At 53.9% G+C, this 26,828-nt stretch carries 27 protein-coding genes and 2 pseudogenes; 28 read left to right on the top strand and 1 reads right to left on the bottom strand.

All coding sequences use genetic code 11. From position 1 onward, the window contains the following. The first annotated feature begins 94 nt into the window (after nt 1-94). From traQ to SK33_RS25820, 24 genes and pseudogenes are all read left to right on the top strand, one after another. Entirely contained in the window at nt 95-379 is a 285-nt protein-coding gene (gene traQ, locus SK33_RS25940) for a type-F conjugative transfer system pilin chaperone TraQ (protein ID WP_001617873.1), read from the top strand. Further along, complete coding sequence (trbB, locus tag SK33_RS25935) at nt 366-911, top strand: type-F conjugative transfer system pilin assembly thiol-disulfide isomerase TrbB (protein ID WP_000059829.1); 546 nt, start codon at nt 366-368, stop codon at nt 909-911. Before traQ ends, trbB begins: the two co-directional genes overlap by 14 nt. Continuing rightward, nucleotides 841-1,188, top strand: coding sequence for a P-type conjugative transfer protein TrbJ (gene trbJ, locus SK33_RS25930; RefSeq protein WP_071571857.1), 348 nt, complete (start codon nt 841-843; stop codon nt 1,186-1,188). Before trbB ends, trbJ begins: the two co-directional genes overlap by 71 nt. After that, nucleotides 1,169-1,561: an F-type conjugal transfer protein TrbF gene (trbF, locus tag SK33_RS25925; RefSeq protein WP_000659962.1), complete on the top strand. Its 393-nt coding sequence runs from the start codon at nt 1,169-1,171 to the stop codon at nt 1,559-1,561. Before trbJ ends, trbF begins: the two co-directional genes overlap by 20 nt. Continuing rightward, nucleotides 1,548-2,921, top strand: coding sequence for a conjugal transfer pilus assembly protein TraH (traH, locus tag SK33_RS25920; RefSeq protein ID WP_000944328.1), 1,374 nt, complete (start codon nt 1,548-1,550; stop codon nt 2,919-2,921). Before trbF ends, traH begins: the two co-directional genes overlap by 14 nt. Then, nucleotides 2,918-5,737 (top strand): conjugal transfer mating-pair stabilization protein TraG, encoded by a 2,820-nt coding sequence (gene traG / locus SK33_RS25915; protein ID WP_001007062.1) that lies wholly within the window; start codon nt 2,918-2,920, stop codon nt 5,735-5,737. Before traH ends, traG begins: the two co-directional genes overlap by 4 nt. An 18-nt stretch (nt 5,738-5,755) precedes the next feature. Continuing rightward, nucleotides 5,756-6,253 (top strand): entry exclusion protein, encoded by a 498-nt coding sequence (locus SK33_RS25910; protein ID WP_000605862.1) that lies wholly within the window; start codon nt 5,756-5,758, stop codon nt 6,251-6,253. A gap of 31 nt (nt 6,254-6,284) precedes the next feature. Continuing rightward, a complete protein-coding gene (gene traT / locus SK33_RS25905; RefSeq protein WP_000850429.1) occupies nt 6,285-7,016 on the top strand; it encodes a conjugal transfer complement resistance protein TraT in 732 nt (243 codons plus the stop codon). A gap of 202 nt (nt 7,017-7,218) precedes the next feature. Continuing rightward, on the top strand, nt 7,219-7,998 hold the full coding sequence (locus SK33_RS25900) for a hypothetical protein (RefSeq protein ID WP_000199914.1): 780 nt from the start codon (nt 7,219-7,221) through the stop codon (nt 7,996-7,998). Beyond that, nucleotides 7,995-10,202 carry a type IV conjugative transfer system coupling protein TraD gene (gene traD / locus SK33_RS25895; protein ID WP_021547900.1) on the top strand — a complete coding sequence of 736 codons (2,208 nt, stop codon included), beginning with the start codon at nt 7,995-7,997 and terminating at the stop codon, nt 10,200-10,202. Before SK33_RS25900 ends, traD begins: the two co-directional genes overlap by 4 nt. Continuing rightward, nucleotides 10,202-15,472: a conjugative transfer relaxase/helicase TraI gene (traI, locus tag SK33_RS25890; protein ID WP_001617867.1), complete on the top strand. Its 5,271-nt coding sequence runs from the start codon at nt 10,202-10,204 to the stop codon at nt 15,470-15,472. Before traD ends, traI begins: the two co-directional genes overlap by 1 nt. 19 nt (nt 15,473-15,491) lie before the next feature. Beyond that, nucleotides 15,492-16,238, top strand: coding sequence for a conjugal transfer pilus acetylase TraX (gene traX, locus SK33_RS25885; RefSeq protein ID WP_000205718.1), 747 nt, complete (start codon nt 15,492-15,494; stop codon nt 16,236-16,238). Nucleotides 16,239-16,292: 54 nt separating this feature from the next. Then, the gene (locus SK33_RS25880) at nt 16,293-16,853 is read left to right on the top strand and encodes a fertility inhibition protein FinO (protein ID WP_000139341.1); all 561 of its coding nucleotides are present in this window, start codon (nt 16,293-16,295) and stop codon (nt 16,851-16,853) included. Nucleotides 16,854-16,983: 130 nt separating this feature from the next. Further along, nucleotides 16,984-17,196, top strand: coding sequence for a hypothetical protein (locus SK33_RS25875; protein WP_013023861.1), 213 nt, complete (start codon nt 16,984-16,986; stop codon nt 17,194-17,196). Between the two features lie 512 nt (nt 17,197-17,708). Next, nucleotides 17,709-17,995: pseudogene (locus tag SK33_RS25870) on the top strand (DUF2726 domain-containing protein); the annotation flags it as partial. A gap of 14 nt (nt 17,996-18,009) precedes the next feature. Continuing rightward, complete coding sequence (locus SK33_RS25865; RefSeq protein ID WP_001348769.1) at nt 18,010-18,201, top strand: Hok/Gef family protein; 192 nt, start codon at nt 18,010-18,012, stop codon at nt 18,199-18,201. A gap of 296 nt (nt 18,202-18,497) precedes the next feature. Then, nucleotides 18,498-18,752: a replication regulatory protein RepA gene (locus SK33_RS25860; protein WP_000083850.1), complete on the top strand. Its 255-nt coding sequence runs from the start codon at nt 18,498-18,500 to the stop codon at nt 18,750-18,752. A 236-nt stretch (nt 18,753-18,988) separates the two neighbouring features. Next, the gene (gene tap / locus SK33_RS25850; RefSeq protein WP_031943482.1) at nt 18,989-19,063 is read left to right on the top strand and encodes a RepA leader peptide Tap; all 75 of its coding nucleotides are present in this window, start codon (nt 18,989-18,991) and stop codon (nt 19,061-19,063) included. Further along, complete coding sequence (repA, locus tag SK33_RS25845; RefSeq protein WP_000130640.1) at nt 19,056-19,913, top strand: incFII family plasmid replication initiator RepA; 858 nt, start codon at nt 19,056-19,058, stop codon at nt 19,911-19,913. Before tap ends, repA begins: the two co-directional genes overlap by 8 nt. Before the next feature lie 939 nt (nt 19,914-20,852). Continuing rightward, nucleotides 20,853-21,506 (top strand): CPBP family intramembrane glutamic endopeptidase, encoded by a 654-nt coding sequence (locus tag SK33_RS25840; protein ID WP_000616807.1) that lies wholly within the window; start codon nt 20,853-20,855, stop codon nt 21,504-21,506. Between the two features lie 92 nt (nt 21,507-21,598). After that, entirely contained in the window at nt 21,599-21,856 is a 258-nt protein-coding gene (pemI, locus tag SK33_RS25835) for a type II toxin-antitoxin system antitoxin PemI (RefSeq protein ID WP_000557619.1), read from the top strand. Between the two features lies 1 nt (nt 21,857). Further along, nucleotides 21,858-22,190, top strand: coding sequence for a type II toxin-antitoxin system toxin endoribonuclease PemK-mt (pemK-mt, locus tag SK33_RS25830; RefSeq protein ID WP_000439434.1), 333 nt, complete (start codon nt 21,858-21,860; stop codon nt 22,188-22,190). Nucleotides 22,191-22,474: 284 nt separating this feature from the next. Then, nucleotides 22,475-22,615, top strand: a pseudogene (locus tag SK33_RS25825) (GmrSD restriction endonuclease domain-containing protein); the annotation flags it as partial. A gap of 55 nt (nt 22,616-22,670) precedes the next feature. Continuing rightward, nucleotides 22,671-23,368, top strand: a protein-coding gene (locus SK33_RS25820; protein ID WP_095033700.1) for an IS1-like element IS1B family transposase whose coding sequence is annotated in 2 segments (ribosomal slippage) — nt 22,671-22,920 and nt 22,920-23,368 — 699 coding nt in all. Because the reading frame shifts where the segments join, the coding sequence is not laid out codon by codon here. A 106-nt stretch (nt 23,369-23,474) separates the two neighbouring features. Here SK33_RS25820 and merR read toward each other — a convergent pair. Then, complete coding sequence (merR, locus tag SK33_RS25815; protein ID WP_000429836.1) at nt 23,475-23,909, bottom strand: Hg(II)-responsive transcriptional regulator; 435 nt, start codon at nt 23,907-23,909, stop codon at nt 23,475-23,477. A gap of 71 nt (nt 23,910-23,980) precedes the next feature. Here merR and SK33_RS25810 point away from each other — a divergent pair, with 71 nt between their 5' ends. From SK33_RS25810 to merA, 4 genes are read left to right on the top strand one after another with little or no spacing between them, the layout of a single operon-like run. Next, a complete protein-coding gene (locus SK33_RS25810) occupies nt 23,981-24,331 on the top strand; it encodes a mercuric transport protein MerT (protein ID WP_001294663.1) in 351 nt (116 codons plus the stop codon). A gap of 13 nt (nt 24,332-24,344) precedes the next feature. After that, on the top strand, nt 24,345-24,620 hold the full coding sequence (gene merP / locus SK33_RS25805; protein WP_000732292.1) for a mercury resistance system periplasmic binding protein MerP: 276 nt from the start codon (nt 24,345-24,347) through the stop codon (nt 24,618-24,620). A 35-nt stretch (nt 24,621-24,655) separates the two neighbouring features. Next, on the top strand, nt 24,656-25,078 hold the full coding sequence (gene merC, locus SK33_RS25800; RefSeq protein ID WP_001340589.1) for an organomercurial transporter MerC: 423 nt from the start codon (nt 24,656-24,658) through the stop codon (nt 25,076-25,078). A 51-nt stretch (nt 25,079-25,129) separates the two neighbouring features. Beyond that, nucleotides 25,130-26,824, top strand: a complete 1,695-nt coding sequence (gene merA / locus SK33_RS25795; RefSeq protein WP_032193845.1) for a mercury(II) reductase — start codon at nt 25,130-25,132, stop codon at nt 26,822-26,824. Nucleotides 26,825-26,828 lie beyond the last annotated feature (4 nt).

Here is a 26,828-nt window from a genome sequence, read left to right as displayed (position 1 = left end):
CATACAAAATAATGAGGTTGATCTGATTAATATCACACAAACGCGAATATTACAGACATGAATATTCTCATGTAAATAATAACCGGAGTTTAACATGATAAGTAAATGCAGATTCTCTTTACCCCGGCTTGATATTACGGGAATGTGGGTATTTGCTCTGGGTGTCTGGTTTCATATCGTCGCCCGTCTTGTTTACAGCAAACCCTGGATGGCTTTTTTTCTGGCGGAGTTGATTGCGGCCATCCTTGTGCTGTTCGGCGCATACCAGGTGCTGGATGCATGGATTGCACGTGTCAGCCTGGAAGAGCGTGAGGCACTGGAAGCCAGGCAACAGGCCATGATGGAAGGGCAGCAGGAGGGCGGACATGTCTCTCACTAAATTACTGCCGGTCATTTTGTTGATGATGGCCACAGGTGTGCAGGCCTCCACCCGGGATGAAATTGAACGACTCTGGAATCCGCAGGGTATGGCCGTGCAGCCTGCACAACCGGCAGCAGACACATCAGCCAGAACAGAAAAGCCGGCTCCCCGCTGGTTCCGCCTCAGCAACGGCAGGCAGGTTAACCTGGCCGACTGGAAGGTGGTGCTGTTTATGCAGGGGCATTGCCCTTACTGTCACCAGTTTGACCCGGTACTGAAACAGCTGGCACAGCAGTACGGCTTTTCTGTTTTTCCCTACACCCTGGATGGTCAGGGTGATACCGCCTTTCCGGAAGCATTACCGGTGCCACCGGACGTGATGCAGACCTTCTTCCCGAATATCCCGGTGGCCACACCGACCACCTTCCTGGTCAACGTCAACACACTTGAGGCATTACCGCTTTTGCAGGGGGCAACGGATGCCGCCAGTTTTATGGCGCGGATGGATACCGTTCTGCAGATATACGGAGAGGAAAAAGGTGCGAAATAAGCAGGTGGTGTTACTCATTGCCGGAATATCCGGCATCGCGACGGGAATAATCGTCAGCCTGAATATCCCCTTTATCCGTCAGGGGCTTTTTTATCCCGCCAGCCCTGTGGAAATTGTCGTTTCGCTGTGTCTTACCTTTTCTGTTTCTGTTGTGTTTTTTGTGGGGGCAATTGTGGGATGGATTTCGGTGTCTGAAATATATTACAGCCGCATGACCTGTCTGCATGAATCATCAGAAATATCAGAGGGAACTTATGATGAAAGAAAAAATAAATGATACAGAACCGGGAATCAAACAAATTGAAAGGGAGATTGAACGTGGTTGTGATAATGCAAAAAAATACTTCTGGCTTTTTGTGGTTTTCTTTGCTGCCGGATTGATTGTAAGGAACGTTATGCATGATTTTTTCAGTGCCGGTATTGATTCGTGGAAAGCTGACCCGGAATTAAATAATTTTCGTTATATGTGGAACACCCTGATGTATGTCATTCCGATTATGTTATATGCGCTTGCAGCTGGTTTTCTTGCTGCGGCTTCTCTGTCGCCGTTGTGCGAAATAATATTTGGGGGTGTCCGGATATTCCTGCTGAAACGCCGTATGCGCCGGGAGAACACATTAAGGGAGGGCAGCAATAATGCTTCGCATTAAACCTCTTCTGGTTCTTTGTGCCGCTTTACTGACGTTCACACCCGCAGCGTCAGCGGATGTGAACAGCGATATGAATCAGTTCTTTAACAAGCTGGGCTTCGCCTCCAATACCACACAGCCGGGCGTCTGGCAGGGGCAGGCCGCCGGGTATGCCTATGGTGGCTCCCTGTATGCCCGCACCCAGGTCAAAAATATCCAGCTGATTTCCATGACGCTGCCGGATATCAATGCCGGATGTGGCGGCATCGACGCCTATCTCGGCTCGTTCAGTTTTATTAATGGCGATCAGTTGCAGCGTTTTGTTAAGCAGATTATGAGCAATGCTGCCGGTTACTTTTTTGACCTTGCCCTGCAGACAACGGTGCCGGAAATAAAAACCGCAAAAGACTTCCTGCAGAAAATGGCAAGTGACATTAACAGTATGAACCTCAGTTCCTGTCAGGTGGCACAGGGGCTTGTGGGGGGGCTGTTCCCTCAGACGCAGGAATCTCAGCAGAAAGTTTGTCAGGACATTGGCAGTGAAAGCAATATCTTCGCCGACTGGGCCGCATCTCGTCAGGGGTGCACGGTCGGAGGGCAGTCCTCATCTGTTCGTGACAAAGCCAGCGACAAGGACAAGGAGCGGGTGCTGAAAAACCAGAATATCATATGGGAGGCGCTGAAAAAAAACAGAATGTTTGACGGCAACAAAGAGTTGAAAGAATTTATCATGACGCTCACCGGTACGCTGATTTTTGGGGAAGACAGCGAGATTACCCCCCTGCCGGCGCGTACCACTGACCGCGATATCCTCCGGGCGATTATGGAGGGGGGAACGGCAAAAATTTACCACTGCAACGATTCGGACAAGTGTCTGAAGGTGGTGGCGGATGCAAATGTGACCATCGCCCGGGATAAAGCCCTGAAGTCACAGATTACAAAACTGCTCACCAGTATTCAGAATAAAGCAGTGAGTGACACTCCGCTTGACGCCCGGGAACAGGGGTTTATTTCCAGCACCACCATTCCCGTTTTTAAATATCTGATTGACCCGCAGATGCTCGGTGTGTCCAACAGCGTCGTTTACCAGCTGACGGACTATATCGGCTACGACATCATGCTCCAGTACATTCAGGAACTGCTTCAGCAGGCCCGGGCCATGATTGCCACCGGGAACTATCCGCAGGCTGTGATGGACAATGTTCTGGAGAATCTGAATCAGGCACAGCAACAGATTGCCATTTTCCAGAGCCAGGTACAGGTCCAGCAGGATGCGCTGCTGGTTGTCGAACGTCAGATGAGCTACATGCGCCAGCAGCTTTCCGCCCGTATGCTCAGCCGTTACCAGAACAACTATCACTTCGGAGGGAATTCACTGTGAATGAAGTTTATGTGATTGCCGGTGGTGAGTGGTTGCGGAATAACCTGAACGCCATTGCGGCATTTATGAGTACGCGGACCTGGGATTCCATCGAAAAAATTGCGCTCACATTGTCTGTTCTCGCGGTGGCCGTGATGTGGGTACAGCGGCACAACGTGATGGATTTGCTGGGCTGGGTGGCCGTGTTTGTGCTTATCAGCCTGCTGGTTAATGTCCGTACATCGGTGCAGATTATTGATAACAGTGACCTGGTCAAAGTCCATCGGGTGGATAATGTGCCGGTCGGTCTGGCGATGCCACTTTCACTGACGACACGTATCGGGCATGCAATGGTGGTCAGCTACGAGATGATATTCACCCAACCGGACAGCGTCACCTACAGCAAGACAGGCATGCTGTTCGGGGCGAATCTGATTGTGAAAAGCACCGATTTCCTGTCCCGGAATCCGGAAATCATCAATCTGTTCCAGGACTACGTCCAGAACTGCGTGCTGGGTGATATTTACCTGAATCATAAATACACGCTGGAAGATCTGATGGCCTCCGCTGACCCCTACACGCTGATTTTTTCCCGACCCAGCCCGCTACGGGGCGTTTATGACAACAATAATAATTTCATAACCTGTAAGGATGCGTCGGTCACGCTGAAAGACAGGCTGAATCTCGATACAAAGACGGGAGGCAAGACCTGGCATTATTATGTGCAGCAGATATTTGGCGGCAGACCGGACCCGGACCTGTTATTCAGACAACTGGTCAGTGACAGTTACAGTTATTTCTACGGCTCCAGTCAGTCTGCCAGCCAGATTATGCGCCAGAACGTCACAATAAATGCCCTGAAAGAGGGTATCACCAGTAATGCCGCCCGTAATGGTGACACCGCCAGCCTGGTGAATCTGGCCACCACGTCATCGATGGAGAAGCAACGTCTGGCGCATGTCTCTATCGGTCATGTGACAATGCGAAACCTGCCAATGGTACAGACTATCCTGACGGGAATTGCCATTGGTATTTTCCCGCTTCTGGTACTGGCAGCTGTCTTCAACAAACTGACACTGTCCGTCCTGAAAGGCTATGTGTTTGCCCTGATGTGGCTGCAGACCTGGCCGTTGTTGTATGCCATTCTGAACAGTGCCATGACATTCTATGCGAAGATGAATGGTGCGCCGGTCGTGCTGTCTGAACTCTCTCAGATACAGCTGAAATACTCTGACCTGGCCTCTACTGCCGGGTATCTTTCAGCCATGATCCCCCCGTTGTCATGGATGATGGTAAAAGGCCTTGGCGCAGGTTTTTCCAGCGTGTACAGCCACTTCGCCTCTTCCTCTATCAGTCCGACGGCCAGTGCAGCAGGCAGTGTGGTTGACGGTAATTACTCCTACGGCAACATGCAGACGGAAAACGTGAACGGCTTCAGCTGGAGCACCAACAGCACCACGTCGTTTGGTCAGATGATGTACCAGACCGGCAGTGGCGCAACTGCCACACAGACCCGTGACGGTAATATGGTGATGGATGCAAGCGGAGCGATGTCCCGGTTACCGGTTGGTATCAATGCAACGCGTCAGATTGCAGCGGCACAACAGGAAATGGCCCGGGAGGCGTCGAACAGAGCAGAAAGTGCCCTGCATGGTTTCAGCAGCAGTATTGCCAGTGCCTGGAACACGCTCAGTCAGTTTGGTTCTAACCGGGGGAGCAGTGATTCTGTCACCGGTGGCGCTGACAGCACCATGAGTGCACAGGATTCCATGATGGCCAGCCGTATGCGCAGTGCAATGGAAAGCTATGCGAAGGCGCATAATATCAGTAATGAGCAGGCGACTCAGGAACTGGCATCCAGAAGTACGAGAGCTTCTGCCGGGATGTATGGCGATGCTCATGCTGAATGGGGGGTTAAACCTAAAATTCTTGGTGTTGGTGGAGGATTAGGCGTTAGAGGCGGTGGTCGGGCTGGCATTGACTGGAGTGATGATGATGCGCATCAGGCCAGCAGTGGTTCACGGGCCAGCAATGATGCTCGTCATGATATCGATGCCAGAGCTACACAAGACTTTAAAGAGGCCAGCGATTACTTTACCAGTCGCAAGGTCAGTGAGTCCGGCAGCCATACTGACAATAATGCTGATTCCCGTGTGGATCAGTTGTCTGCAGCCCTGAATTCAGCGAAGCAGAGTTACGACCAGTACACGACGAATATGACTCGCAGCCATGAATATGCTGAAATGGCATCCCGTACTGAAAGCATGAGTGGGCAGATGAGTGAAGACTTGTCGCAACAGTTTGCACAGTATGTAATGAAACACGCGCCACAGGATGCAGAAGCTATTCTGACAAATACCAGTTCACCGGAGATTGCAGAACGCCGTCGGGCGATGGCCTGGTCTTTTGTGCAGGAACAGATACAGCCTGGTGTTGATAATGCCTGGCGGGAATCCCGTGGCGATATTGGTAAAGGAATGGAGAGCGTACCTTCGGGTGGTGGCAGTCAGGATATTATTGCTGACCATCAGGGACATCAGGCCATTATTGAGCAAAGAACGCAGGACAGTAATATCCGTAATGATGTAAAACATCAGGTTGATAATATGGTCACAGAATATAAAGGGAATATAGGTGATACTCAGAACAGCATACGTGGCGAGGAAAATATTGTAAGAGGACAGTATTCTGAACTACAGAATCACCATAAAACAGAGGCATTATCTCAGAATAATAAATATAATGAAGAAAAGTCGGTTCAGGAAAGAATGCCCGGGGCTGACAGTCCACAGGAACTGATGAAAAGGGCAAAGGAGTATCAGGATAAGTATAAGTAATAATGCTGTGTTTGGGAGATGATAATGAGATGTCTAGCCCATATTGCTCTGGTAACGGTGATACAGTTTATCGCCTGCTATCTGGTTGGTTGGGGGAAGGCCGAAACAGTTTTTATGCTGTTCTTCATAGTGCTATGGCAGGGACTGTTTATATGGTTGTTCTCTCAAATACGAAAAAAACGGAATGTGTCGGATGAGTTTAAATTCAGTAAAGGCGTTTGGTATATAACGATGCCAGTATCTTCCTTACTCTCTCCGTTATTAAGCCTGATGGTTTTTATCATTGGTACACTATACGAATTAAGGCGAGTTAGTGGTTGCATAAGCATAAAAAAATGGGGTCAAAATCAACTCAAAAACCAATATGATGGGAGTGAAAAGTTAGACTTCGGGGGCATTGAACAGCCCCCAACGACCTACTATAACCCTTCAACCGGATATCCTATGCATGGAGGCTTTGACTCAGCGGGAAATACTTTTGGGACTCGTTGGCAGGATTATTATGACAGGCAATAAGAAAACTGTAGTTTGTAAAAAAGGTAATTTGATGAAAACAAAAAAATTAATGATGGTTGCACTGGTCAGTTCCACTCTGGCCCTTTCAGGGTGTGGTGCGATGAGCACAGCAATCAAGAAGCGTAACCTTGAGGTGAAGACTCAGATGAGTGAGACCATCTGGCTTAAACCCGACAGCGAACGCACGGTATTTCTGCAGATCAAAAACACGTCTGATAAAGACATGAGTGGGCTGCAGGGCAAAATTGCTGATGCTGTGAAAGCAAAAGGATATCAGGTGGTGACTTCTCCGGATAAAGCCTACTACTGGATTCAGGCGAATGTGCTGAAGGCTGATAAGATGGATCTGCGGGAGTCTCAGGGATGGCTGAACCGTGGTTATGAAGGCGCAGCTGTTGGTGCAGCGTTAGGTGCCGGTATTACCGGCTATAACTCAAATTCTGCCGGTGCCACACTCGGTGTGGGCCTTGCTGCTGGTCTGGTGGGTATGGCTGCAGATGCGATGGTGGAAGATGTGAACTATACCATGATCACGGATGTGCAGATTGCAGAGCGTACTAAGGCAACGGTGACAACGGATAATGTTGCCGCCCTGCGTCAGGGCACATCCGGTGCGAAAATTCAGACCAGTACTGAAACGGGTAACCAGCATAAATACCAGACCCGTGTGGTCTCAAATGCGAACAAGGTTAACCTGAAATTTGAAGAGGCGAAGCCTGTTCTCGAAGACCAGCTGGCCAAATCAATCGCAAATATTCTCTGATTATCTTCCGGAGGCTGGTCTGACCGGCCTCCTGACTGACGCCTCGCTTTGCTCGTTGTCCAACCCCGGAAAGAAATAAAATAAATTTTATTTCTCCCCGGCGTTTCCGAAATAAATATGAAAACACTGAGCGGTTGTGCAAATTCTTTGTGCGACCGTGAAGTGTTGCCGGCGAAGCCGGGATCTTCCGGAGAAAGTCATTATGACATCAGACAATATCGCTGAATATGTTGGTGAGAATAATCAATTTACTGAGAAGCCTGTAACTGAATACCCCCCGGTGATACAGGATAATACAGTGACCACTAAAGACTATCTGTACAGCAATAATATTGATACTGACCTTTTAGTGGTTATCGGAGGGCTTATTGTTATATTGTTTCTCATGATGCTTATCATGTACTTTATTAATTCTCTCAGGCATAAGAAATTAACTGAAATACTGGGAAAAATATCTTTTCCTGAAAAATCCGGGAGCAATTTGCTTAAACCGGAGGCGGTCAGCTGTAATTTGTTGTCCCTGTGTGTGCTGGCACCGGTACTCTGTACACCCAGAAAGCTGGCAGAAGTCTCCAGGGAGATCATCGTGGCGAGTGCGCAGGAAATTGCATGGACGCCGGGGAGCAGTCGTATTGATGGTCATCAGGGCGAAAATATTACCTGGTCTCTGTCATCGCAGTCTCCTGCCGATAAGTATGATCTCATCAATAAAACGTCCCGTGTTTCTCCTGACAGTGGCCGTTTTTATGAACCGGACACAGTTCTGGATCACCGTGAACGGGTACGCCTTTTTATTCAGATCCAGTTTCCGCACGGGAGTGACTGGTCTGAAGTATTGCGCCTGACTGACATTGTTACAGAGAAGGTCTCTTCCGGCAGGGCTGCAGGCGGGTATCACCACCGGCATACAGGGTACACCTGGTCTGTTTCCCACATCATCCTTTTCTGCCCTGTTCCAGATTTTCCCGGAGTTTCATCATGAGTTTTAACGCAAAGGATATGACCCAGGGCGGTCAGATTGCGTCCATGCGTATCCGCATGTTCAGCCAGATCGCCAATATCATGCTTTACTGCCTGTTTATTTTTTTCTGGATACTCGTTGGTCTGATTTTATGGGTAAAAATAAGCTGGCAGACGTTTGTGAACGGCTGTATTTACTGGTGGTGTACCACGCTGGAAGGCATGCGGGATTTAATCAAGTCCCAGCCAGTATATGAGATTCAGTATTACGGCAAAACCTTCCGGATGAACGCTGCCCAGGTACTGCATGATAAATATATGATCTGGTGCGGTGAGCAGCTATGGTCCGCATTCGTTCTGGCGTCTGTCGTGGCCCTGGTTATTTGCCTGATCACCTTCTTTGTTGTCTCCTGGATTCTGGGGCGTCAGGGTAAACAACAGAGCGAAAATGAAGTCACAGGTGGTCGTCAGCTGACAGACAATCCGAAAGACGTTGCCCGGATGCTGAAAAAAGACGGCAAGGACTCCGATATCCGGATTGGCGACCTGCCGATTATCCGGGATTCCGAAATCCAGAACTTCTGTCTGCACGGCACGGTCGGGGCCGGTAAGTCGGAGGTTATCCGTCGTCTGGCCAACTATGCCCGTCAGCGCGGTGATATGGTGGTGATTTATGACCGTTCAGGGGAATTTGTTAAAAGTTACTATGATCCCTCCATCGATAAAATCCTGAATCCGCTGGATGCCCGCTGTGCCGCATGGGATTTGTGGAAGGAGTGCCTGACACAGCCGGATTTTGATAATACCGCAAATACTCTGATCCCTATGGGTACAAAAGAGGACCCGTTCTGGCAGGGTTCAGGACGTACCATTTTTGCGGAAGCGGCGTACCTGATGCGTAATGACCCCAACCGCAGCTACAGCAAACTGGTGGACACACTGCTTTCCATCAAAATTGAAAAACTGCGTACCTTCCTGCGTAATTCACCGGCGGCCAACCTGGTGGAAGAGAAAATTGAGAAAACGGCGATTTCCATCCGTGCTGTGCTGACCAACTACGTGAAAGCCATCCGTTACCTGCAGGGGATTGAGCATAACGGTGAGCCCTTCACCATCCGTGACTGGATGCGTGGTGTCCGGGAAGATCAGAAAAACGGCTGGCTGTTTATTTCGTCGAACGCCGACACCCATGCCTCCCTGAAGCCTGTGATCTCCATGTGGCTGTCCATTGCCATTCGTGGTCTGCTGGCAATGGGAGAAAACCGTAACCGTCGTGTGTGGTTTTTCTGTGATGAGTTACCCACGTTACACAAACTGCCGGACCTGGTGGAGATCCTGCCGGAAGCCCGTAAGTTCGGTGGCTGTTATGTGTTTGGTATCCAGTCCTATGCCCAGCTGGAAGATATCTACGGTGAGAAAGCGGCGGCCACGCTGTTTGACGTCATGAACACCCGTGCTTTTTTCCGTTCCCCGAGCCATAAGATTGCAGAGTTCGCTGCCGGTGAGATTGGTGAGAAAGAGCACCTGAAAGCCAGCGAGCAGTATTCCTACGGTGCTGACCCGGTACGTGACGGGGTATCGACCGGTAAGGATATGGAGCGTCAGACACTGGTCAGTTATTCCGACATTCAGTCTCTGCCGGATCTGACCTGCTATGTCACTCTGCCCGGACCGTATCCGGCAGTAAAACTCTCCCTGAAATATCAGGCACGACCGAAGGTCGCTCCGGAGTTTATTCCGCGTGACATCAACCCGGAAATGGAGAACCGTCTGAGTGCCGTACTTGCTGCAAGGGAAGCAGAAGGTCGCCAGATGGCCAGCCTCTTCGAACCGGAGGTTGCCTCCGGAGAAGGCGTGACTCAGGCTGAACAGCCACAACAGCCACAACAGCCACAACAGCCACAACAGCCACAACAGCCACAACAGCCACAACAGCCACAACAGCCAGTGTCTTCTGTCATCAATGATAAGAAGTCAGATGCAGGTGTGAGTGTTCCGGCAGGGGGGATCGAGCAGGAGCTGAAAATGAAACCGGAAGAAGAGATGGAACAGCAACTGCCACCCGGGATCAGTGAATCCGGTGAAGTGGTGGATATGGCCGCTTATGAGGCATGGCAACAGGAAAATCATCCGGACATCCAGCAGCAGATGCAGCGTCGTGAAGAGGTGAACATTAATGTGCACCGGGAGCGCGGGGAGGATGTTGAGCCGGGAGATGATTTCTGATGTTGAGTTTCAGCGTTGTTAAATCGGCAGGCAGTGCCGGAAACTATTACACCGACAAGGATAATTACTATGTGCTGGGCAGCATGGGAGAACGCTGGGCCGGTCAGGGGGCTGAACAGCTTGGGCTGCAGGGCAGCGTCGATAAGGATGTTTTTACCCGTCTTCTGGAGGGCAGGCTGCCGGACGGGGCGGATTTAAGCCGCATGCAGGATGGCAGTAATAAGCATCGTCCCGGCTACGACCTGACCTTCTCCGCCCCCAAAAGTGTCTCCATGATGGCCATGCTCGGGGGGGATAAACGTCTTATTGATGCACATAACCAGGCTGTGGATTTTGCTGTCCGTCAGGTGGAGGCGCTGGCTTCCACACGGGTGATGACGGACGGACAGTCAGAAACGGTGCTGACCGGTAATCTGGTGATGGCACTGTTTAACCATGACACCAGTCGCGATCAGGACCCACAGTTACACACGCATGTGGTGGTGGCTAATGTCACGCAGCATAACGGCGAATGGAAGACACTGAGCAGTGACAAAGTGGGGAAAACCGGATTTTCCGAGAACGTGCTCGCGAACCGGATTGCGTTCGGGAAAATATATCAGAGTGAGTTACGTCAGCGCGTTGAGGCGCTGGGTTATGAAACCGAAGTGGTCGGTAAGCACGGTATGTGGGAGATGCCGGGCGTACCGGTGGAAGCCTTCTCCGGACGCTCACAGGCTATCCGGGAGGCCGTCGGTGAAGACGCCTCGCTGAAATCCCGGGATGTGGCGGCACTGGATACGCGTAAATCCAAACAGCACGTCGATCCTGAAGTCAGAATGGCTGAATGGATGCAGACGCTGAAGGAAACCGGGTTCGACATCCGGGCATATCGTGACGCGGCGGATCAGCGTGCGGAGATCCGCACGCAGGCGCCCGGGCCTGCTTCACAGGACGGGCCGGATGTGCAGCAGGCGGTGACACAGGCCATTGCCGGATTAAGTGAACGAAAAGTGCAGTTCACGTATACGGACGTGCTGGCCAGGACGGTCGGCATACTGCCGCCGGAAAATGGTGTGATTGAACGGGCACGCGCCGGTATCGATGAGGCCATCAGCCGTGAGCAGCTTATCCCCCTCGATCGTGAGAAGGGGCTGTTCACGTCCGGGATTCATGTGCTCGATGAGCTGTCAGTCCGGGCACTCAGTCGTGACATCATGAAACAGAACCGGGTGACCGTACATCCGGAGAAAAGTGTCCCCCGGACGGCCGGTTACAGCGATGCCGTCAGTGTTCTGGCACAGGATCGCCCGTCGCTGGCCATTGTGTCCGGGCAGGGCGGTGCAGCCGGGCAGCGTGAGCGGGTGGCTGAACTGGTCATGATGGCCCGGGAGCAGGGGCGGGAGGTGCAGATTATCGCTGCTGACCGTCGCTCGCAGATGAACCTGAAGCAGGATGAACGGCTGTCCGGTGAACTGATAACCGGACGTCGTCAGTTGCTGGAAGGCATGGCCTTCCCGCCGGGCAGTACCGTTATCGTCGACCAGGGCGAAAAACTCTCCCTGAAAGAGACGTTAACCCTGCTGGATGGTGCCGCACGTCATAACGTACAGGTCCTGATAACCGACAGCGGGCAGCGAACCGGTACAGGCAGTGCACTGATGGCCATGAAGGATGCCGGGGTGAACACATATCGCTGGCAGGGGGGAGAACAGCGACCGGCCACCATCATCAGTGAACCGGACCGTAATGTCCGCTATGCCCGGCTGGCCGGAGATTTTGCGGCCAGCGTGAAAGCCGGAGAAGAGAGCGTGGCACAGGTCAGCGGGGTACGGGAACAGGCCATACTGACAGAGGCCATTCGCAGTGAGCTGAAAACGCAGGGCGTGCTCGGACACCCTGAGGTGACCATGACTGCACTGTCACCGGTCTGGCTGGACAGCCGGAGCCGTTATCTGCGGGATATGTACCGACCGGGGATGGTGATGGAGCAGTGGAACCCGGAGACACGCAGTCATGACCGCTATGTGATAGACCGGGTGACAGCGCAGAGTCACAGCCTGACCCTGCGGGATGCGCAGGGCGAAACGCAGGTGGTGCGTATTTCCTCCCTGGACAGCAGCTGGTCGCTGTTCCGGCCGGAAAAAATGCCGGTGGCAGACGGCGAGCGACTGAGGGTGACAGGGAAAATTCCCGGACTCCGCGTCTCCGGCGGTGACCGCCTGCAGGTGGCATCCGTCAGTGAAGATGCGATGACGGTTGTTGTGCCGGGGCGGGCTGAACCGGCCACCCTGCCTGTGGCTGATTCACCATTCACGGCACTGAAGCTGGAGAACGGCTGGGTGGAAACGCCCGGGCATTCCGTCAGCGACAGTGCGACGGTTTTTGCCTCCGTCACACAGATGGCGATGGACAACGCGACCCTGAACGGTCTGGCCCGCAGTGGTCGTGATGTCCGGCTGTATTCCTCGCTGGATGAACCCCGTACTGCGGAAAAACTTGCCCGCCATCCCTCCTTTACGGTGGTTTCTGATCAGATAAAGGCGCGTGCCGGTGAGACATTGCTGGAAACCGCTATCAGTCTGCAGAAAGCCGGGCTTCACACGCCGGCACAGCAGGCCATTCATCTGGCCCTTCCTGTGCTGGAAAGTAAAAACCTGGCCTTCAGCATGGTGGACCTGCTGACAGAGGCGAAGTCGTTTGCTGCAGAAGGAACCGGTTTTACTGAACTGGGAGGGGAAATCAATGCGCAGATAAAACGCGGTGACTTACTGTATGTGGATGTGGCAAAAGGCTATGGCACAGGTCTGCTGGTTTCCCGTGCGTCGTATGAGGCAGAAAAAAGTATTCTTCGCCATATTCTCGAAGGTAAGGAGGCGGTCACGCCGTTGATGGAGAGAGTACCCGGCGAACTCATGGAGACGTTAACGTCGGGACAGCGTGCCGCCACCCGTATGATACTGGAAACGTCCGACCGTTTCACGGTGGTACAGGGTTATGCCGGTGTGGGTAAGACCACACAGTTCCGGGCGGTGATGTCAGCCGTGAACATGCTGCCGGCGAGTGAGCGTCCCCGAGTTGTGGGGCTGGGGCCCACGCACCGTGCGGTCGGTGAGATGCGCAGCGCCGGCGTGGATGCACAGACGCTGGCGTCCTTTCTGCATGACACGCAGCTGCAGCAGCGCAGCGGAGAAACGCCGGATTTCAGCAACACGCTGTTCCTGCTCGATGAGAGCTCAATGGTGGGCAATACCGATATGGCACGGGCATACGCCCTGATTGCGGCCGGTGGCGGTCGTGCCGTGGCCAGTGGTGACACGGACCAGCTGCAGGCCATCGCGCCCGGTCAGCCTTTCCGTCTGCAGCAGACGCGCAGTGCTGCCGATGTGGTCATCATGAAGGAGATTGTGCGTCAGACGCCGGAACTGCGGGAGGCGGTATACAGCCTGATTAACCGGGATGTGGAAAGGGCACTGTCCGGGCTTGAGAGTGTGAAACCGTCTCAGGTTCCCCGTCAGGAGGGCGCATGGGCACCGGAGCACTCCGTGACGGAGTTCAGTCACAGCCAGGAAGCGAAACTGGCAGAAGCGCAGCAGAAGGCGATGCTGAAAGGCGAGGCTTTCCCGGATATCCCCATGACACTGTATGAGGCCATTGTCCGCGACTATACCGGCAGGACACCGGAAGCACGGGAGCAGACGCTGATTGTCACGCACCTGAATGAGGACCGGCGCGTACTGAACAGCATGATTCATGATGCACGGGAAAAGGCCGGTGAGCTGGGCAAAGAGCAGGTCATGGTGCCTGTCCTGAACACAGCGAATATACGTGACGGAGAACTGCGTCGTCTCTCCACCTGGGAGAATAACCCGGATGCCCTTGCCCTGGTGGATAGTGTGTATCACCGGATTGCCGGTATCAGCAAGGATGACGGGCTGATAACCCTGGAGGATGCGGAAGGTAACACGCGGCTGATTTCGCCCCGGGAGGCGGTGGCTGAAGGTGTCACACTGTACACACCAGACAAAATCCGGGTGGGAACCGGTGACCGGATGCGCTTCACGAAGAGTGACCGGGAGCGCGGTTATGTGGCCAACAGCGTCTGGACGGTGACAGCGGTTTCCGGTGACAGTGTCACGCTGTCGGACGGACAGCAGACCCGGGTGATTCGCCCCGGTCAGGAGCGGGCAGAGCAACATATTGACCTGGCCTATGCCATCACCGCCCACGGTGCGCAGGGGACAAGTGAAACCTTTGCCATTGCGCTTGAAGGCACGGAAGGTAACCGGAAACTGATGGCAGGCTTTGAGTCAGCCTACGTGGCCCTGTCGCGTATGAAGCAGCATGTGCAGGTGTACACCGATAACCGTCAGGGCTGGACGGATGCCATTAACAATGCCGTACAGAAAGGAACAGCCCACGATGTGTTTGAGCCGAAACCGGACCGGGAGGTCATGAATGCGCAGCGGCTGTTCAGTACGGCACGGGAACTGCGGGACGTGGCGGCAGGCCGTGCCGTTCTCCGTCAGGCGGGGCTGGCCGGGGGAGACAGCCCTGCACGGTTTATTGCACCGGGACGTAAATATCCGCAGCCGTATGTGGCACTGCCGGCGTTTGACCGTAACGGCAGGTCCGCCGGTATCTGGCTGAACCCACTGACCACGGATGACGGAAACGGGCTGCGGGGATTCAGCGGTGAAGGACGGGTGAAAGGCCGCGGGGATGCGCAGTTCGTGGCCCTGCAGGGCAGCCGTAACGGAGAGAGCCTGCTGGCTGATAATATGCAGGATGGTGTCCGGATTGCCCGTGATAATCCCGACAGCGGTGTGGTGGTAAGAATTGCCGGTGAAGGTCGTCCGTGGAATCCCGGTGCCATCACCGGTGGTCGCGTGTGGGGGGATATCCCGGACAGCAGCGTCCAGCCGGGGGCCGGAAATGGCGAACCGGTCACGGCAGAGGTGCTGGCACAGCGGCAGGCTGAAGAGGCCATCCGCCGTGAAACGGAACGTCGCGCAGATGAAATTGTCCGTAAAATGGCAGAGAACAAACCTGACCTGCCGGACGGCAAAACAGAGCTGGCTGTCAGGGATATTGCCGGGCAGGAACGTGACCGGACTGCCAGTTCTGAACGGGAAACCGCACTGCCGGAGAGTGTGCTGCGTGAATCACAACGGGAACGGGAAGCGGTCCGGGAGGTTGCCCGGGAAAATCTGCTGCAGGAGCGTCTGCAGCAGATGGAGCGGGATATGGTTCGTGACCTGCAGAAAGAGAAAACCCTGGGCGGAGACTGATACAGGAAGACAAACACTGATGACAACGGATAACACGAACACGACACGTAACGATTCACTGGCTGCACGGACCGATACCTGGTTGCAGTCATTTCTGGTCTGGTCACCCGGACAGCGGGATATCATCAAAACGGTGGCACTGGTGCTGATGGTACTGGACCACATCAATCTGATATTCCAGCTGAAGCAGGAATGGATGTTTCTGGCCGGGCGAGGAGCCTTTCCGCTGTTTGCCCTGGTGTGGGGGCTGAATCTGTCCCGTCATGCGCATATCCGGCAACCGGCCATTAACCGGCTGTGGGGATGGGGAATTATTGCCCAGTTCGCATATTATCTGGCCGGCTTTCCCTGGTATGAGGGGAATATCCTGTTTGCCTTTGCAGTGGCGGCACAGGTGCTGACGTGGTGTGAAACGCGCAGTGGGTGGCGTACAGCAGCGGCCATTCTTCTGATGGCCCTGTGGGGGCCTTTGTCCGGCACCAGTTACGGCATTGCCGGGCTGCTGATGCTGGCAGTCAGCCACCGGCTGTACCGGGCGGAAGACAGAGCGGAACGTCTGGCGCTGGTCGCCTGCCTGCTGGCTGTTATTCCGGCGCTTAACCTTGCCACCAGTGATGCAGCGGCGGTGGCCGGTCTTGTGATGACGGTGCTGACCGTTGGTCTGGTGTCGTGTGCAGGAAAATCATTACCCCGTTTCTGGCCCGGGGATTTTTTCCCGGTATTCTACGCCTGTCATCTGGCTGTGCTGGGCGTTCTGGCGCTGTGACGGGTGTGGTATCTTTGGCCGCAAGAGGATGATTCGTCAGAGGCAGAACACAGCATGACAGAGCAGAAGCGACCGGTACTGACACTGAAGCGGAAAACGGAAGGGGAGACGCCTGTCCGCAGCCGGAAAACCATCATCAATGTCACCACGCCACCAAAGTGGAAGGTGAAAAAGCAGAAGCTGGCCGAGAAAGCAGCCCGGGAAGCAGAGCTGGCGGCAAAAAAAGCGCAGGCCAGACAGGCGCTGTCCATTTATCTGAACCTGCCCACACTGGATGAGGCTGTGAACACCCTGAAGCCCTGGTGGCCGGGATTATTTGACGGTGACACGCCCCGGCTTCTGGCCTGCGGTATCCGGGACGTGTTACTGGAAGACGTGGCGCAGCGGAATATCCCGCTCTCGCATAAAAAACTGCGCAGGGCGCTGAAGGCCATCACCCGTTCAGAAAGCTATCTGTGTGCCATGAAAGCCGGTGCCTGCCGGTATGATACGGAAGGGTATGTGACGGAGCATATTTCTCAGGAGGAGGAAGCGTATGCGGCAGCGCGTCTGGATAAAATCCGCCGCCAGAACCGGATAAAGGCAGAACTTCAGGCCGTGCTTGATGAGAAATAAAAAAAGCCTCCCTCAGGGAGGGGAGGCAGGGAAATAAGGCTTAAAAGGAAATAACTTCCGTACCCGAAAGAAAGCCATTCCACTGAGCTATTTATCACAATAATACTGACAACTAAAGGGGGACAGAAATATGAATGGATTCAGAAACAGTTCACGGAACGGTCAGGTCTGGTGCTGGCAGCGTGCCGGAAGCCGGGCCGTTATTCTGGAGGTCAGTGGACGCAGGATGGAAGCGGCAGAAGCATGGCGACGGGCTGCCGGTGTTGCGCCCCGGACAGACTGGCAGCAGTTTGCCCGAAAAAGGGCTGCACACTGCCACCGGCGTTGCCGGGGAAGGGGGTAACGAAAAAAGCAGCCTTCATTACTCCAGGAGTCAGAAGGCTGAAAGAAGTTTATGAGATTTGCTTTTTTTAATATCCGGTCGGGAAGTATGACCGGACAGTTCTGAGTAGCACAGATTTTTTTCCGTATTAAGTCGAGATTTTATATTTTGTGATTAATTTCACAAAATAAGGTGTTGTTCAATGTGTGCTGTAATATTCAGGATGTCTGAAATACAGGTGCCATTTATTTGATATGGAGAGTAACATGAGGAAATATATTCCACGGGTATTATTTATCTTTTCATGGCGGTATTAACTTCCCTAGTTTCATCTTCATACCTTATTGGGTGTATTAAAAACAGTAGGCTGCCAAAGTCTTAAACAAGTTTCAATTCTCCATGACAGTTCAACATCAGCCAGAGGAAATTCCCATTCTGGACCAGCGGGAGCATACGAACAATAATTTTCGGCTTCGCGCTATAGCGGGCTCAAGTTAGGTTGTCCCCTGAATCTCCAGACAACTAATATCTGATCGCGCCAGTGGTGGCTGTTATTCAGGATGGTATCTCAGTGCATGTCGATGTGGTTATCGTTGAACGGCGTTCGTTCAGTATTGTTGCAGCAGTATAGCTGGCTGATGACAGTCATTTACGTTCGGAACGCAGATGCTGGGATACTCTTCTGGAAGAGGTTCTGAGGCAGGCTGGCATTCCGTTGCTCAGAAGTCACGATGCAAGAAAACTGCTGCAGATGACCGAAGAATGGCTGAATAAGACGCAGGTTTCAGAAATGCGAAGACCCCACTCGTTAATCCATTAACTCGTGAGGTCTGCATGATGCACTTTAGCACTACTGATTGTAGCCTCTTCTTTGCAAAGATGTCAAAGTTTATGACGAAATATACCCTTATCGGGTTGCTTGCCGTGTGCGCCACGGTGTTGTGTTTTTCACTGATATTCAGGGAACAGTTATGTGAACTGAATATTCACAGGGGAAATACAGTGGTGCAGGTAACTCTGGCCTGAAGCACGGAAGTAAGCTGCCGGGCGGGGACGGAAGTCCCCGCTTTCCGGAAGTGTGAGGTATTTCAGGGGCAGACACCCGAAATGCTAGAAACTGCCGGTCCCGCCCGGGGCCGGTACCCTGGTTAAAGCATTTCCTACTTTTCAGTCATTTTATTATCAAAATTACATTAAACGGTCGTAATCAGACATGATTTGTGCGCCAACACAGATCATCGTCACAACTTTCAAGTCGCTGATTTCAAAAAACTGTAGTATTCTCTGCGAAACGATCCCTGTTTAAGTATTGAGGAGGCGAGATGTCGCAGACAGAAAATACAGTGACTTCCTCATCTGGCGCAAAACGAGCATACAGAAAGGGGAATCCGCTTTCTGATGCAGAGAAACAAAGATTATCAGTGGCCCGTAAAAGAGCTTCGTTCAAGGAAGTAAAAGTATTTCTCGAACCAAAGTATAAGGCCATGCTCATGCAAATGTGTAATGAAGATGGCCTGACCCAGGCTGAAGTTCTGACCGCACTGATAAAAAGTGAAGCGCAAAAACGATGCATGTGATGATGGGCTTACATTCTGAGTGTTCAGAAGATTAGTGCTAGATTACTGATCGTTTAAGGAATTTTGTGGCTGGCCACGCCGTAAGGTGGCAGGGAACTGGTTCTGATGTGGATCTACAGGAGCCAGAAAAGCAAAAACCCCGATAATCTTCACCAGGTTTGGCGACTAAGAGAAGATTACCGGGGCTAACAAGAAACTGCATAGAAGCTGTTGCTCTATGCGGGGAGTATAGTTATATGACCGGAAAAGTTCAAGACTTCTTTCTGTGCTCACTCCTTCTGTGCAACATAAGTGCAGGATGGTGTGACTGATCTTCACCAAACGTATTACCGCCAGGTAAAGAACCCGAATCCGGTGTTCACACCCCGTGAAGGTGCCGGAACGTTGAAGTTCTGCGAAAAACTGATGGAAAAAGCGGTGGGCTTCAGCTCCCGTTTTGATTTCGCTATTCATGTGGCGCATGCCCGTTCGCGTGGTCTGCGTCGACGCATGCCACCGGTGCTGCGTCGACGGGCTATTGATGCGCTGCTGCAGGGGCTGTGTTTCCATTATGACCCGCTGGCCAACCGCGTCCAGTGTTCCATCACCACGCTGGCCATTGAGTGCGGACTGGCGACAGAGTCCGGTGCAGGAAAACTCTCCATCACCCGGGCCACCCGGGCCCTGACGTTCCTGTCAGAGCTGGGACTGATTACTTACCAGACGGAATATGACCCGCTTATCGGGTGCTACATTCCGACCGATATCACGTTCACACTGGCGCTGTTTGCCGCCCTTGATGTGTCTGAGGATGCAGTGGCAGCTGCGCGCCGCAGCCGTGTGGTATGGGAAAACAAACAGCGCAAAAAGCAGGGGCTGGATACCCTGGGTATGGATGAACTGATAGCGAAAGCCTGGCGTTTTGTGCGTGAGCGTTTCCGCAGTTACCAAACAGAGCTTAAGTCCCGGGGAATAAAGCGTGCCCGTGCGCGTCGTGATGCGAACAGGAAACGTCAGGATATCGTCACCCTGGTGAAACGACAGCTGACGCGTGAAATCTCGGAAGGGCGCTTCACTGCCAATCGTGAGGCGGTAAAACGCGAAGTGGAGCGTCGTGTGAAGGAGCGCATGATTCTGTCACGTAACCGCAATTACAGCCGCCTGGCCACAGCTTCCCCCTGAAAGTGACCTCCTCTGAATAATTCGGCACGCGCCGGAGGCATTCGCACGCCTGAAGCCCGCCAGTGCACAAAAAATCAGCACCACATACAAAAAAACAACCTCATCATCCACCTTCAGGTGCATCCGGTCCCCCTTGTTTTCGATACAAAACACGCCTCACAGACGGGGAATTTTGCTTATCCACATTTAACTGCAAGGGACTTCCCCATAAGGTTACAACCGTTCATGTCATAAAGCGCCAGCCGCCAGTCTTACAGGGTGCAATGTATCTTTTAAACACCTGTTTATATCTCCTTTAAACTACTTAATTACATTCATTTAAAAAGAAAACCTATTCACTGCCTGTCCTGTGGACAGACAGATATGCACCTCCCACCGCAAGCGGCGGGCCCCGACCGGAGCCACTTTAGTTACAACACACAAAAACAACCTCCAGAAAAACCCCGGTCCAGCGCAGAACCGAAACCACAAAGCCCCTCCCTCATAACTGAAAAGCGGCCCCGCCCCGGCCCAAAGGGCCGGAACAGAGTCGCTTTTAATTATGAATGTTGTAACTACATCTTCATCGCTGTCAGTCTTCTCGCTGGAAGTTCTCAGTACACGCTCGTAAGCGGCCCTCACGGCCCGCTAACGCGGAGATACGCCCCGACTTCGGGTAAACCCTCGTCGGGACCACTCCGACCGCGCACAGAAGCTCTCTCATGGCTGAAAGCGGGTATGGTCTGGCAGGGCTGGGGATGGGTAAGGTGAAATCTATCAATCAGTACCGGCTTACGCCGGGCTTCGGCGGTTTTACTCCTGTATCATATGAAACAACAGAGTGCCGCCTTCCATGCCGCTGATGCGGCATATCCTGGTAACGATATCTGAATTGTTATACATGTGTATATACGTGGTAATGACAAAAATAGGACAAGTTAAAAATTTACAGGCGATGCAATGATTCAAACACGTAATCAATATCTGCAGTTTATGCTGGTTATGCTGGCTGCATGGGGCATTAGTTGGGGAGCCAGATTTGTCATGGAGCAGGCCGTTCTGCTTTATGGATCAGGAAAAAACTATTTGTTCTTCAGTCATGGTACTGTTCTGATGTACCTGCTGTGTGTTTTCCTGGTATACCGCCGTTGGATAGCTCCGCTACCGGTCGTTGGTCAGCTGCGCAACGTTGGCGTACCGTGGCTGGTCGGTGCGATGGCCGTGGTGTATGTCGGTGTATTTCTGCTCGGTAAGGCGCTGGCTCTGCCTGCTGAGCCATTTATGACGAAACTTTTTGCCGATAAGTCCATACCTGACGTGATCCTGACGTTGCTGACCATCTTTATCCTTGCCCCGTTGAATGAGGAAACGCTGTTCCGGGGGATTATGCTGAACGTCTTCCGTTCACGGTACTGCTGGACGATGTGGCTGGGGGCGCTGATAACGTCGTTGTTGTTCGTCGCCGCGCACAGCCAGTATCAGAACCTGCTGACACTGGCAGAACTGTTCCTGGTGGGGTTGATTACATCAGTGGCCAGGATCAGAAGTGGTGGCCTGCTGCTGCCGGTATTGCTGCATATGGAAGCAACCACGCTGGGTTTACTGTTTGGTTGAAAGTTATATTTTTATTAAACATTGTGCGTTAAAGCCTGGTGTGTTTTTTTAGTGGATGTTATATTTAAATATAACTTTTATGGAGGTGAAGAATGCATACCACCCGACTGAAGAGGGTTGGCGGCTCAGTTATGCTGACCGTCCCACCGGCACTGCTGAATGCGCTGTCTCTGGGCACAGATAATGAAGTTGGCATGGTCATTGATAATGGCCGGCTGATTGTTGAGCCGTACAGACGCCCGCAATATTCACTGGCTGAGCTACTGGCACAGTGTGATCCGAATGCTGAAATATCAGCTGAAGAACGAGAATGGCTGGATGCACCGGCGACTGGTCAGGAGGAAATCTGACATGGAAAGAGGGGAAATCTGGCTTGTCTCGCTTGATCCTACCGCAGGTCATGAGCAGCAGGGAACGCGGCCGGTGCTGATTGTCACACCGGCGGCCTTTAATCGCGTGACCCGCCTGCCTGTTGTTGTGCCCGTAACCAGCGGAGGCAATTTTGCCCGCACTGCCGGCTTTGCGGTGTCGTTGGATGGTGTTGGCATACGTACCACAGGTGTTGTACGTTGCGATCAACCCCGGACAATTGATATGAAAGCACGGGGCGGAAAACGACTCGAACGGGTTCCGGAGACTATCATGAACGAAGTTCTTGGCCGCCTGTCCACTATTCTGACTTGAACATGGGGTTTGAGGGGCAACTGGATGAAAACGTACGATTTAGGGCACTAAAACCGCTGTTGTCCCACCATTCTGGTGATTCCCAAACGTTATTTGGCTAAAAAGTAGTTTTGATGTGGTTTATTTTCCGAATTCCAAGCGCAGCCCTACTTTCTTGTGCGTATTTGCGTGTTTTGCGCAGTTTTGAAGTTCCTACATCAGATTGACTTCGGATACAAATTCAATGAACATTGATGCAAATACTGACCTATCAGTTTCTTAACTAAATACTCGAGATACATCTAATGGCTAATGAAAACTTAGATATTGACTCCAAGACAGCAGAAGAATTATACGAGTGGTATCTGGATGATAAATTAATTATAAATCGAAGATACCAAAGAAAATTAGTATGGTCCCTCGAAGAGAAAACAGCACTGATTTCAGGTGATGCTGCCAACTTACTGATTTAGTGTATGATGGTGTTTTTGAGGTGCTCCAGTGGCTTCTGTTTCTATCAGCTGTCCCTCCTGTTCAGCTACTGACGGGGTGGTGCGTAACGGCAAAAGCACCGCCGGACATCAGCGCTATCTCTGCTCTCACTGCCGTAAAACATGGCAACTGCAGTTCACTTACACCGCTTCTCAACCCGGTACGCACCAGAAAATCATTGATATGGCCATGAATGGCGTTGGATGCCGGGCAACCGCCCGCATTATGGGCGTTGGCCTCAACACGATTTTCCGCCATTTAAAAAACTCAGGCCGCAGTCGGTAACCTCGCGCATACAGCCGGGCAGTGACGTCATCGTCTGCGCGGAAATGGACGAACAGTGGGGATACGTCGGGGCTAAATCGCGCCAGCGCTGGCTGTTTTACGCGTATGACAGGCTCCGGAAGACGGTTGTTGCGCACGTATTCGGTGAACGCACTATGGCGACGCTGGGGCGTCTTATGAGCCTGCTGTCACCCTTTGACGTGGTGATATGGATGACGGATGGCTGGCCGCTGTATGAATCCCGCCTGAAGGGAAAGCTGCACGTAATCAGCAAGCGATATACGCAGCGAATTGAGCGGCATAACCTGAATCTGAGGCAGCACCTGGCACGGCTGGGACGGAAGTCGCTGTCGTTCTCAAAATCGGTGGAGCTGCATGACAAAGTCATCGGGCATTATCTGAACATAAAACACTATCAATAAGTTGGAGTCATTACCCCCCGGACGAGTGGGAATCCATGGTAGGGATTTTTACCGAAATGGAAGAACACTATTAGGGGGCACCTCAGAAAACGGAAAATAAAGCACGCTAAGGCATAGCTGACCTTGCCAGGCCTGCTTCGCCCTGTAGTGACGCGATCAACGGGCAGGAAACATTCCCCTTTCGTGCATGGCAGGCGCACACGAGTTCAGACAGCACGGTTTCCATGCGCGCCAAGTCGGCCATCTTCTCGCGCACGTCCTTGAGCTTGTGTTCGGCCAGGCTGCTGGCCTCCTCGCAGTGGGTGCCATCGTCGAGCCGCAACAGCTCGGCAATCTCGTCCAGACTGAACCCCAGCCGCTGTGCCGATTTCACGAATTTCACCCGAACCACGTCCGCCTCCCCATAGCGGCGGATGCTGCCGTAAGGCTTGTCCGGTTCCCGCAACAGGCCCTTGCGCTGATAGAAGCGGATTGTCTCCACGTTGACCCCGGCCGCCTTGGCAAAAACGCCAATGGTCAGGTTTTCCAAATTATTTTCCATATCGCTTGACTCCGTACATGAGTACGGAAGTAAGGTTACGCTATCCAATCCAAATTCAAAAGGGCCAACGTATGTCTGAACCACAAAACGGGCGCGGTGCGCTCTTCGCCGGCGGGCTGGCCGCCATTCTTGCATCGACCTGCTGCCTGGGGCCGCTAGTACTGGTCGCCCTGGGCTTCTCCGGTGCTTGGATCGGCAACCTGACGGTGCTGGAACCCTATCGACCGTTGTTCATCGGCGCGGCGCTAGTGGCGCTGTTCTTCGCCTGGAAGCGGATTTACCGGCCCGTGCAGGCATGCAAGCCAGGTGAGGTCTGCGCGATTCCGCAGGTGCGCGCCACCTACAAGCTGATTTTCTGGATCGTGGCCGTGCTGGTCCTGGTCGCGCTTGGATTTCCCTATGTCGTTCCATTTTTCTATTAACCAGGAGTTCATCATGAAGAAACTGTTTGCCTCCCTTGCCCTCGCCGCCGCTGTTGCCCCGGTGTGGGCCGCTACCCAGACCGTCACGCTAGCGGTTCCCGGCATGACTTGCGCCGCCTGCCCGATCACAGTCAAGAAAGCGCTCTCCAAGGTCGAAGGCGTGAGCAAGGTCGATGTGGGCTTCGAGAAGCGCGAGGCCGTCGTCACTTTTGACGACACCAAGGCCAGCGTACAGAAGCTGACCAAGGCCACCGCAGACGCCGGCTATCCGTCCAGCGTCAAGCAGTGAGCCAGCAAGCCAACGACAACAGCGAGAGCCGCTTCATGGGACTGATGACACGCATTGCCGATAAAACCGGCGCGCTCGGCAGCGTCGTTTCCGCGATGGGCTGCGCCGCCTGCTTTCCAGCCCTCGCCAGCTTCGGCGCGGCCATCGGGCTGGGCTTCTTGAGCCAGTACGAGGGACTGTTCATCAGCCGCCTGCTGCCGCTGTTTGCCGCGCTGGCCTTCCTGGCGAACGCGCTGGGTTGGTTCAGTCATCGGCAATGGCTGCGCAGTCTGCTCGGCATGATCGGCCCGGCCATCGTGTTTGCGGCCACGGTCTGGCTGCTCGGCAACTGGTGGACGGCGAACCTGATGTACGTCGGCCTGGCCTTGATGATTGGGGTGTCGATCTGGGACTTCGTGTCGCCGGCGCATCGCCGTTGCGGACCGGACGGCTGCGAACTCCCCGCCAAGCGCTTGTGAAAGACGGCTGACCGTGCGACACGGCGGCCCACACGAATAAGGAACGATGGTATGAGCACTCTCAAAATCACCGGCATGACTTGCGACTCGTGCGCAGTGCATGTCAAGGACGCCCTGGAGAAAGTGCCCGGCGTGCAATCAGCGGATGTCTCCTACGCCAAGGGCAGCGCCAAGCTCGCCATTGAGGTCGGCACGTCACCCGACGCGCTGACGGCCGCTGTAGCTGGACTCGGTTATCGGGCCACGCTGGCCGATGCCCCCTCAGTTTCGACGCCGGGCGGATTGCTCGACAAGATGCGCGATCTGCTGGGCAGAAACGACAAGACGGGTAGCAGCGGCGCATTGCATATCGCCGTCATCGGCAGCGGCGGGGCCGCGATGGCAGCGGCGCTGAAGGCCGTCGAGCAAGGCGCACGTGTCACGCTGATCGAGCGCGGCACCATCGGCGGCACCTGCGTCAATGTCGGTTGTGTGCCGTCCAAGATCATGATCCGCGCCGCCCATATCGCCCATCTGCGCCGGGAAAGCCCGTTCGATGGCGGCATCGCCGCTACCACGCCGACCATCCAGCGCACGGCGCTGCTGGCCCAGCAGCAGGCCCGCGTCGATGAACTGCGCCACGCCAAGTACGAAGGCATCTTGGAGGGCAATCCGGCGATCACTGTGCTGCACGGCTCCGCCCGCTTTAAGGACAATCGCAACCTGATCGTGCAACTCAACGACGGCGGCGAGCGCGTGGTGGCATTCGACCGCTGCCTGATCGCCACCGGCGCGAGCCCGGCCGTGCCGCCGATTCCCGGCCTGAAAGACACTCCGTACTGGACTTCCACTGAAGCGCTGGTCAGCGAGACGATTCCTAAGCGCCTGGCCGTGATTGGCTCATCAGTGGTGGCGCTGGAGCTGGCGCAGGCGTTCGCCCGACTCGGAGCGAAGGTGACGATCCTGGCTCGCAGCACGCTGTTCTTCCGCGAAGACCCAGCTATAGGCGAAGCCGTCACGGCCGCATTCCGCATGGAGGGCATCGAGGTGAGGGAACACACCCAGGCCAGCCAGGTCGCGTATATCAATGGTGAAGGGGACGGCGAATTCGTGCTCACCACGGCGCACGGCGAACTGCGCGCCGACAAGCTGCTGGTCGCCACCGGCCGCGCGCCCAACACACGCAAGCTGGCACTGGATGCGACGGGCGTCACGCTCACCCCGCAAGGCGCTATCGTCATCGACCCCGGCATGCGTACAAGCGTGGAACACATCTACGCCGCAGGCGACTGCACCGACCAGCCGCAGTTCGTCTATGTGGCGGCAGCGGCCGGCACTCGCGCCGCGATCAACATGACCGGCGGTGACGCGGCCCTGAACCTGACCGCGATGCCGGCCGTGGTGTTCACCGACCCGCAAGTGGCGACCATAGGCTACAGCGAGGCGGAAGCGCACCATGACGGCATCAAAACTGATAGTCGCACGCTAACGCTGGACAACGTGCCGCGCGCGCTCGCCAACTTCGACACGCGCGGCTTCATCAAACTGGTGGTTGAAGAAGGCAGCGGACGACTGATCGGCGTGCAGGCAGTGGCCCCGGAAGCGGGCGAACTGATCCAGACGGCCGCACTGGCGATTCGCAACCGGATGACGGTGCAGGAACTGGCCGACCAGTTGTTCCCCTACCTGACGATGGTCGAAGGGTTGAAGCTCGCGGCGCAGACCTTCAACAAGGATGTGAAGCAGCTTTCCTGCTGCGCCGGGTGAGGAC

Source organism: Citrobacter sp. MGH103 (assembly GCF_001034475.2).
Classification (GTDB): Bacteria; Pseudomonadota; Gammaproteobacteria; order Enterobacterales; family Enterobacteriaceae; genus Citrobacter; species Citrobacter freundii.
This window is presented reverse-complemented; position numbering and strand designations above follow the sequence as displayed.

Bases quoted from the DNA above. Each gene is read 5' to 3' on its own strand.
- trbB (WP_000059829.1), top strand. From the start codon at position 366: ATGTCTCTCACTAAATTACTGCCGGTCATTTTGTTGATGATGGCCACA.
- SK33_RS25910 (WP_000605862.1), top strand. From the start codon at position 5,756: ATGATAATGAGATGTCTAGCCCATATTGCTCTGGTAACGGTGATACAG.
- SK33_RS25875 (WP_013023861.1), top strand. From the start codon at position 16,984: ATGAATGGATTCAGAAACAGTTCACGGAACGGTCAGGTCTGGTGCTGG.
- SK33_RS25880 (WP_000139341.1), top strand. From the start codon at position 16,293: ATGACAGAGCAGAAGCGACCGGTACTGACACTGAAGCGGAAAACGGAA.
- trbJ (WP_071571857.1), top strand. From the start codon at position 841: ATGCCGCCAGTTTTATGGCGCGGATGGATACCGTTCTGCAGATATACG.
- SK33_RS25810 (WP_001294663.1), top strand. From the start codon at position 23,981: ATGTCTGAACCACAAAACGGGCGCGGTGCGCTCTTCGCCGGCGGGCTG.
- pemK-mt (WP_000439434.1), top strand. From the start codon at position 21,858: ATGGAAAGAGGGGAAATCTGGCTTGTCTCGCTTGATCCTACCGCAGGT.
- merP (WP_000732292.1), top strand. From the start codon at position 24,345: ATGAAGAAACTGTTTGCCTCCCTTGCCCTCGCCGCCGCTGTTGCCCCG.
- merA (WP_032193845.1), top strand. From the start codon at position 25,130: ATGAGCACTCTCAAAATCACCGGCATGACTTGCGACTCGTGCGCAGTG.
- SK33_RS25860 (WP_000083850.1), top strand. From the start codon at position 18,498: ATGTCGCAGACAGAAAATACAGTGACTTCCTCATCTGGCGCAAAACGA.
- merR (WP_000429836.1), bottom strand. From the start codon at position 23,909: ATGGAAAATAATTTGGAAAACCTGACCATTGGCGTTTTTGCCAAGGCG.
- SK33_RS25840 (WP_000616807.1), top strand. From the start codon at position 20,853: ATGATTCAAACACGTAATCAATATCTGCAGTTTATGCTGGTTATGCTG.
- trbF (WP_000659962.1), top strand. From the start codon at position 1,169: ATGAAAGAAAAAATAAATGATACAGAACCGGGAATCAAACAAATTGAA.
- traH (WP_000944328.1), top strand. From the start codon at position 1,548: ATGCTTCGCATTAAACCTCTTCTGGTTCTTTGTGCCGCTTTACTGACG.
- pemI (WP_000557619.1), top strand. From the start codon at position 21,599: ATGCATACCACCCGACTGAAGAGGGTTGGCGGCTCAGTTATGCTGACC.
- traD (WP_021547900.1), top strand. From the start codon at position 7,995: ATGAGTTTTAACGCAAAGGATATGACCCAGGGCGGTCAGATTGCGTCC.
- traI (WP_001617867.1), top strand. From the start codon at position 10,202: ATGTTGAGTTTCAGCGTTGTTAAATCGGCAGGCAGTGCCGGAAACTAT.
- traT (WP_000850429.1), top strand. From the start codon at position 6,285: ATGAAAACAAAAAAATTAATGATGGTTGCACTGGTCAGTTCCACTCTG.
- SK33_RS25900 (WP_000199914.1), top strand. From the start codon at position 7,219: ATGACATCAGACAATATCGCTGAATATGTTGGTGAGAATAATCAATTT.
- traQ (WP_001617873.1), top strand. From the start codon at position 95: ATGATAAGTAAATGCAGATTCTCTTTACCCCGGCTTGATATTACGGGA.
- SK33_RS25865 (WP_001348769.1), top strand. From the start codon at position 18,010: ATGATGCACTTTAGCACTACTGATTGTAGCCTCTTCTTTGCAAAGATG.
- merC (WP_001340589.1), top strand. From the start codon at position 24,656: ATGGGACTGATGACACGCATTGCCGATAAAACCGGCGCGCTCGGCAGC.
- traX (WP_000205718.1), top strand. From the start codon at position 15,492: ATGACAACGGATAACACGAACACGACACGTAACGATTCACTGGCTGCA.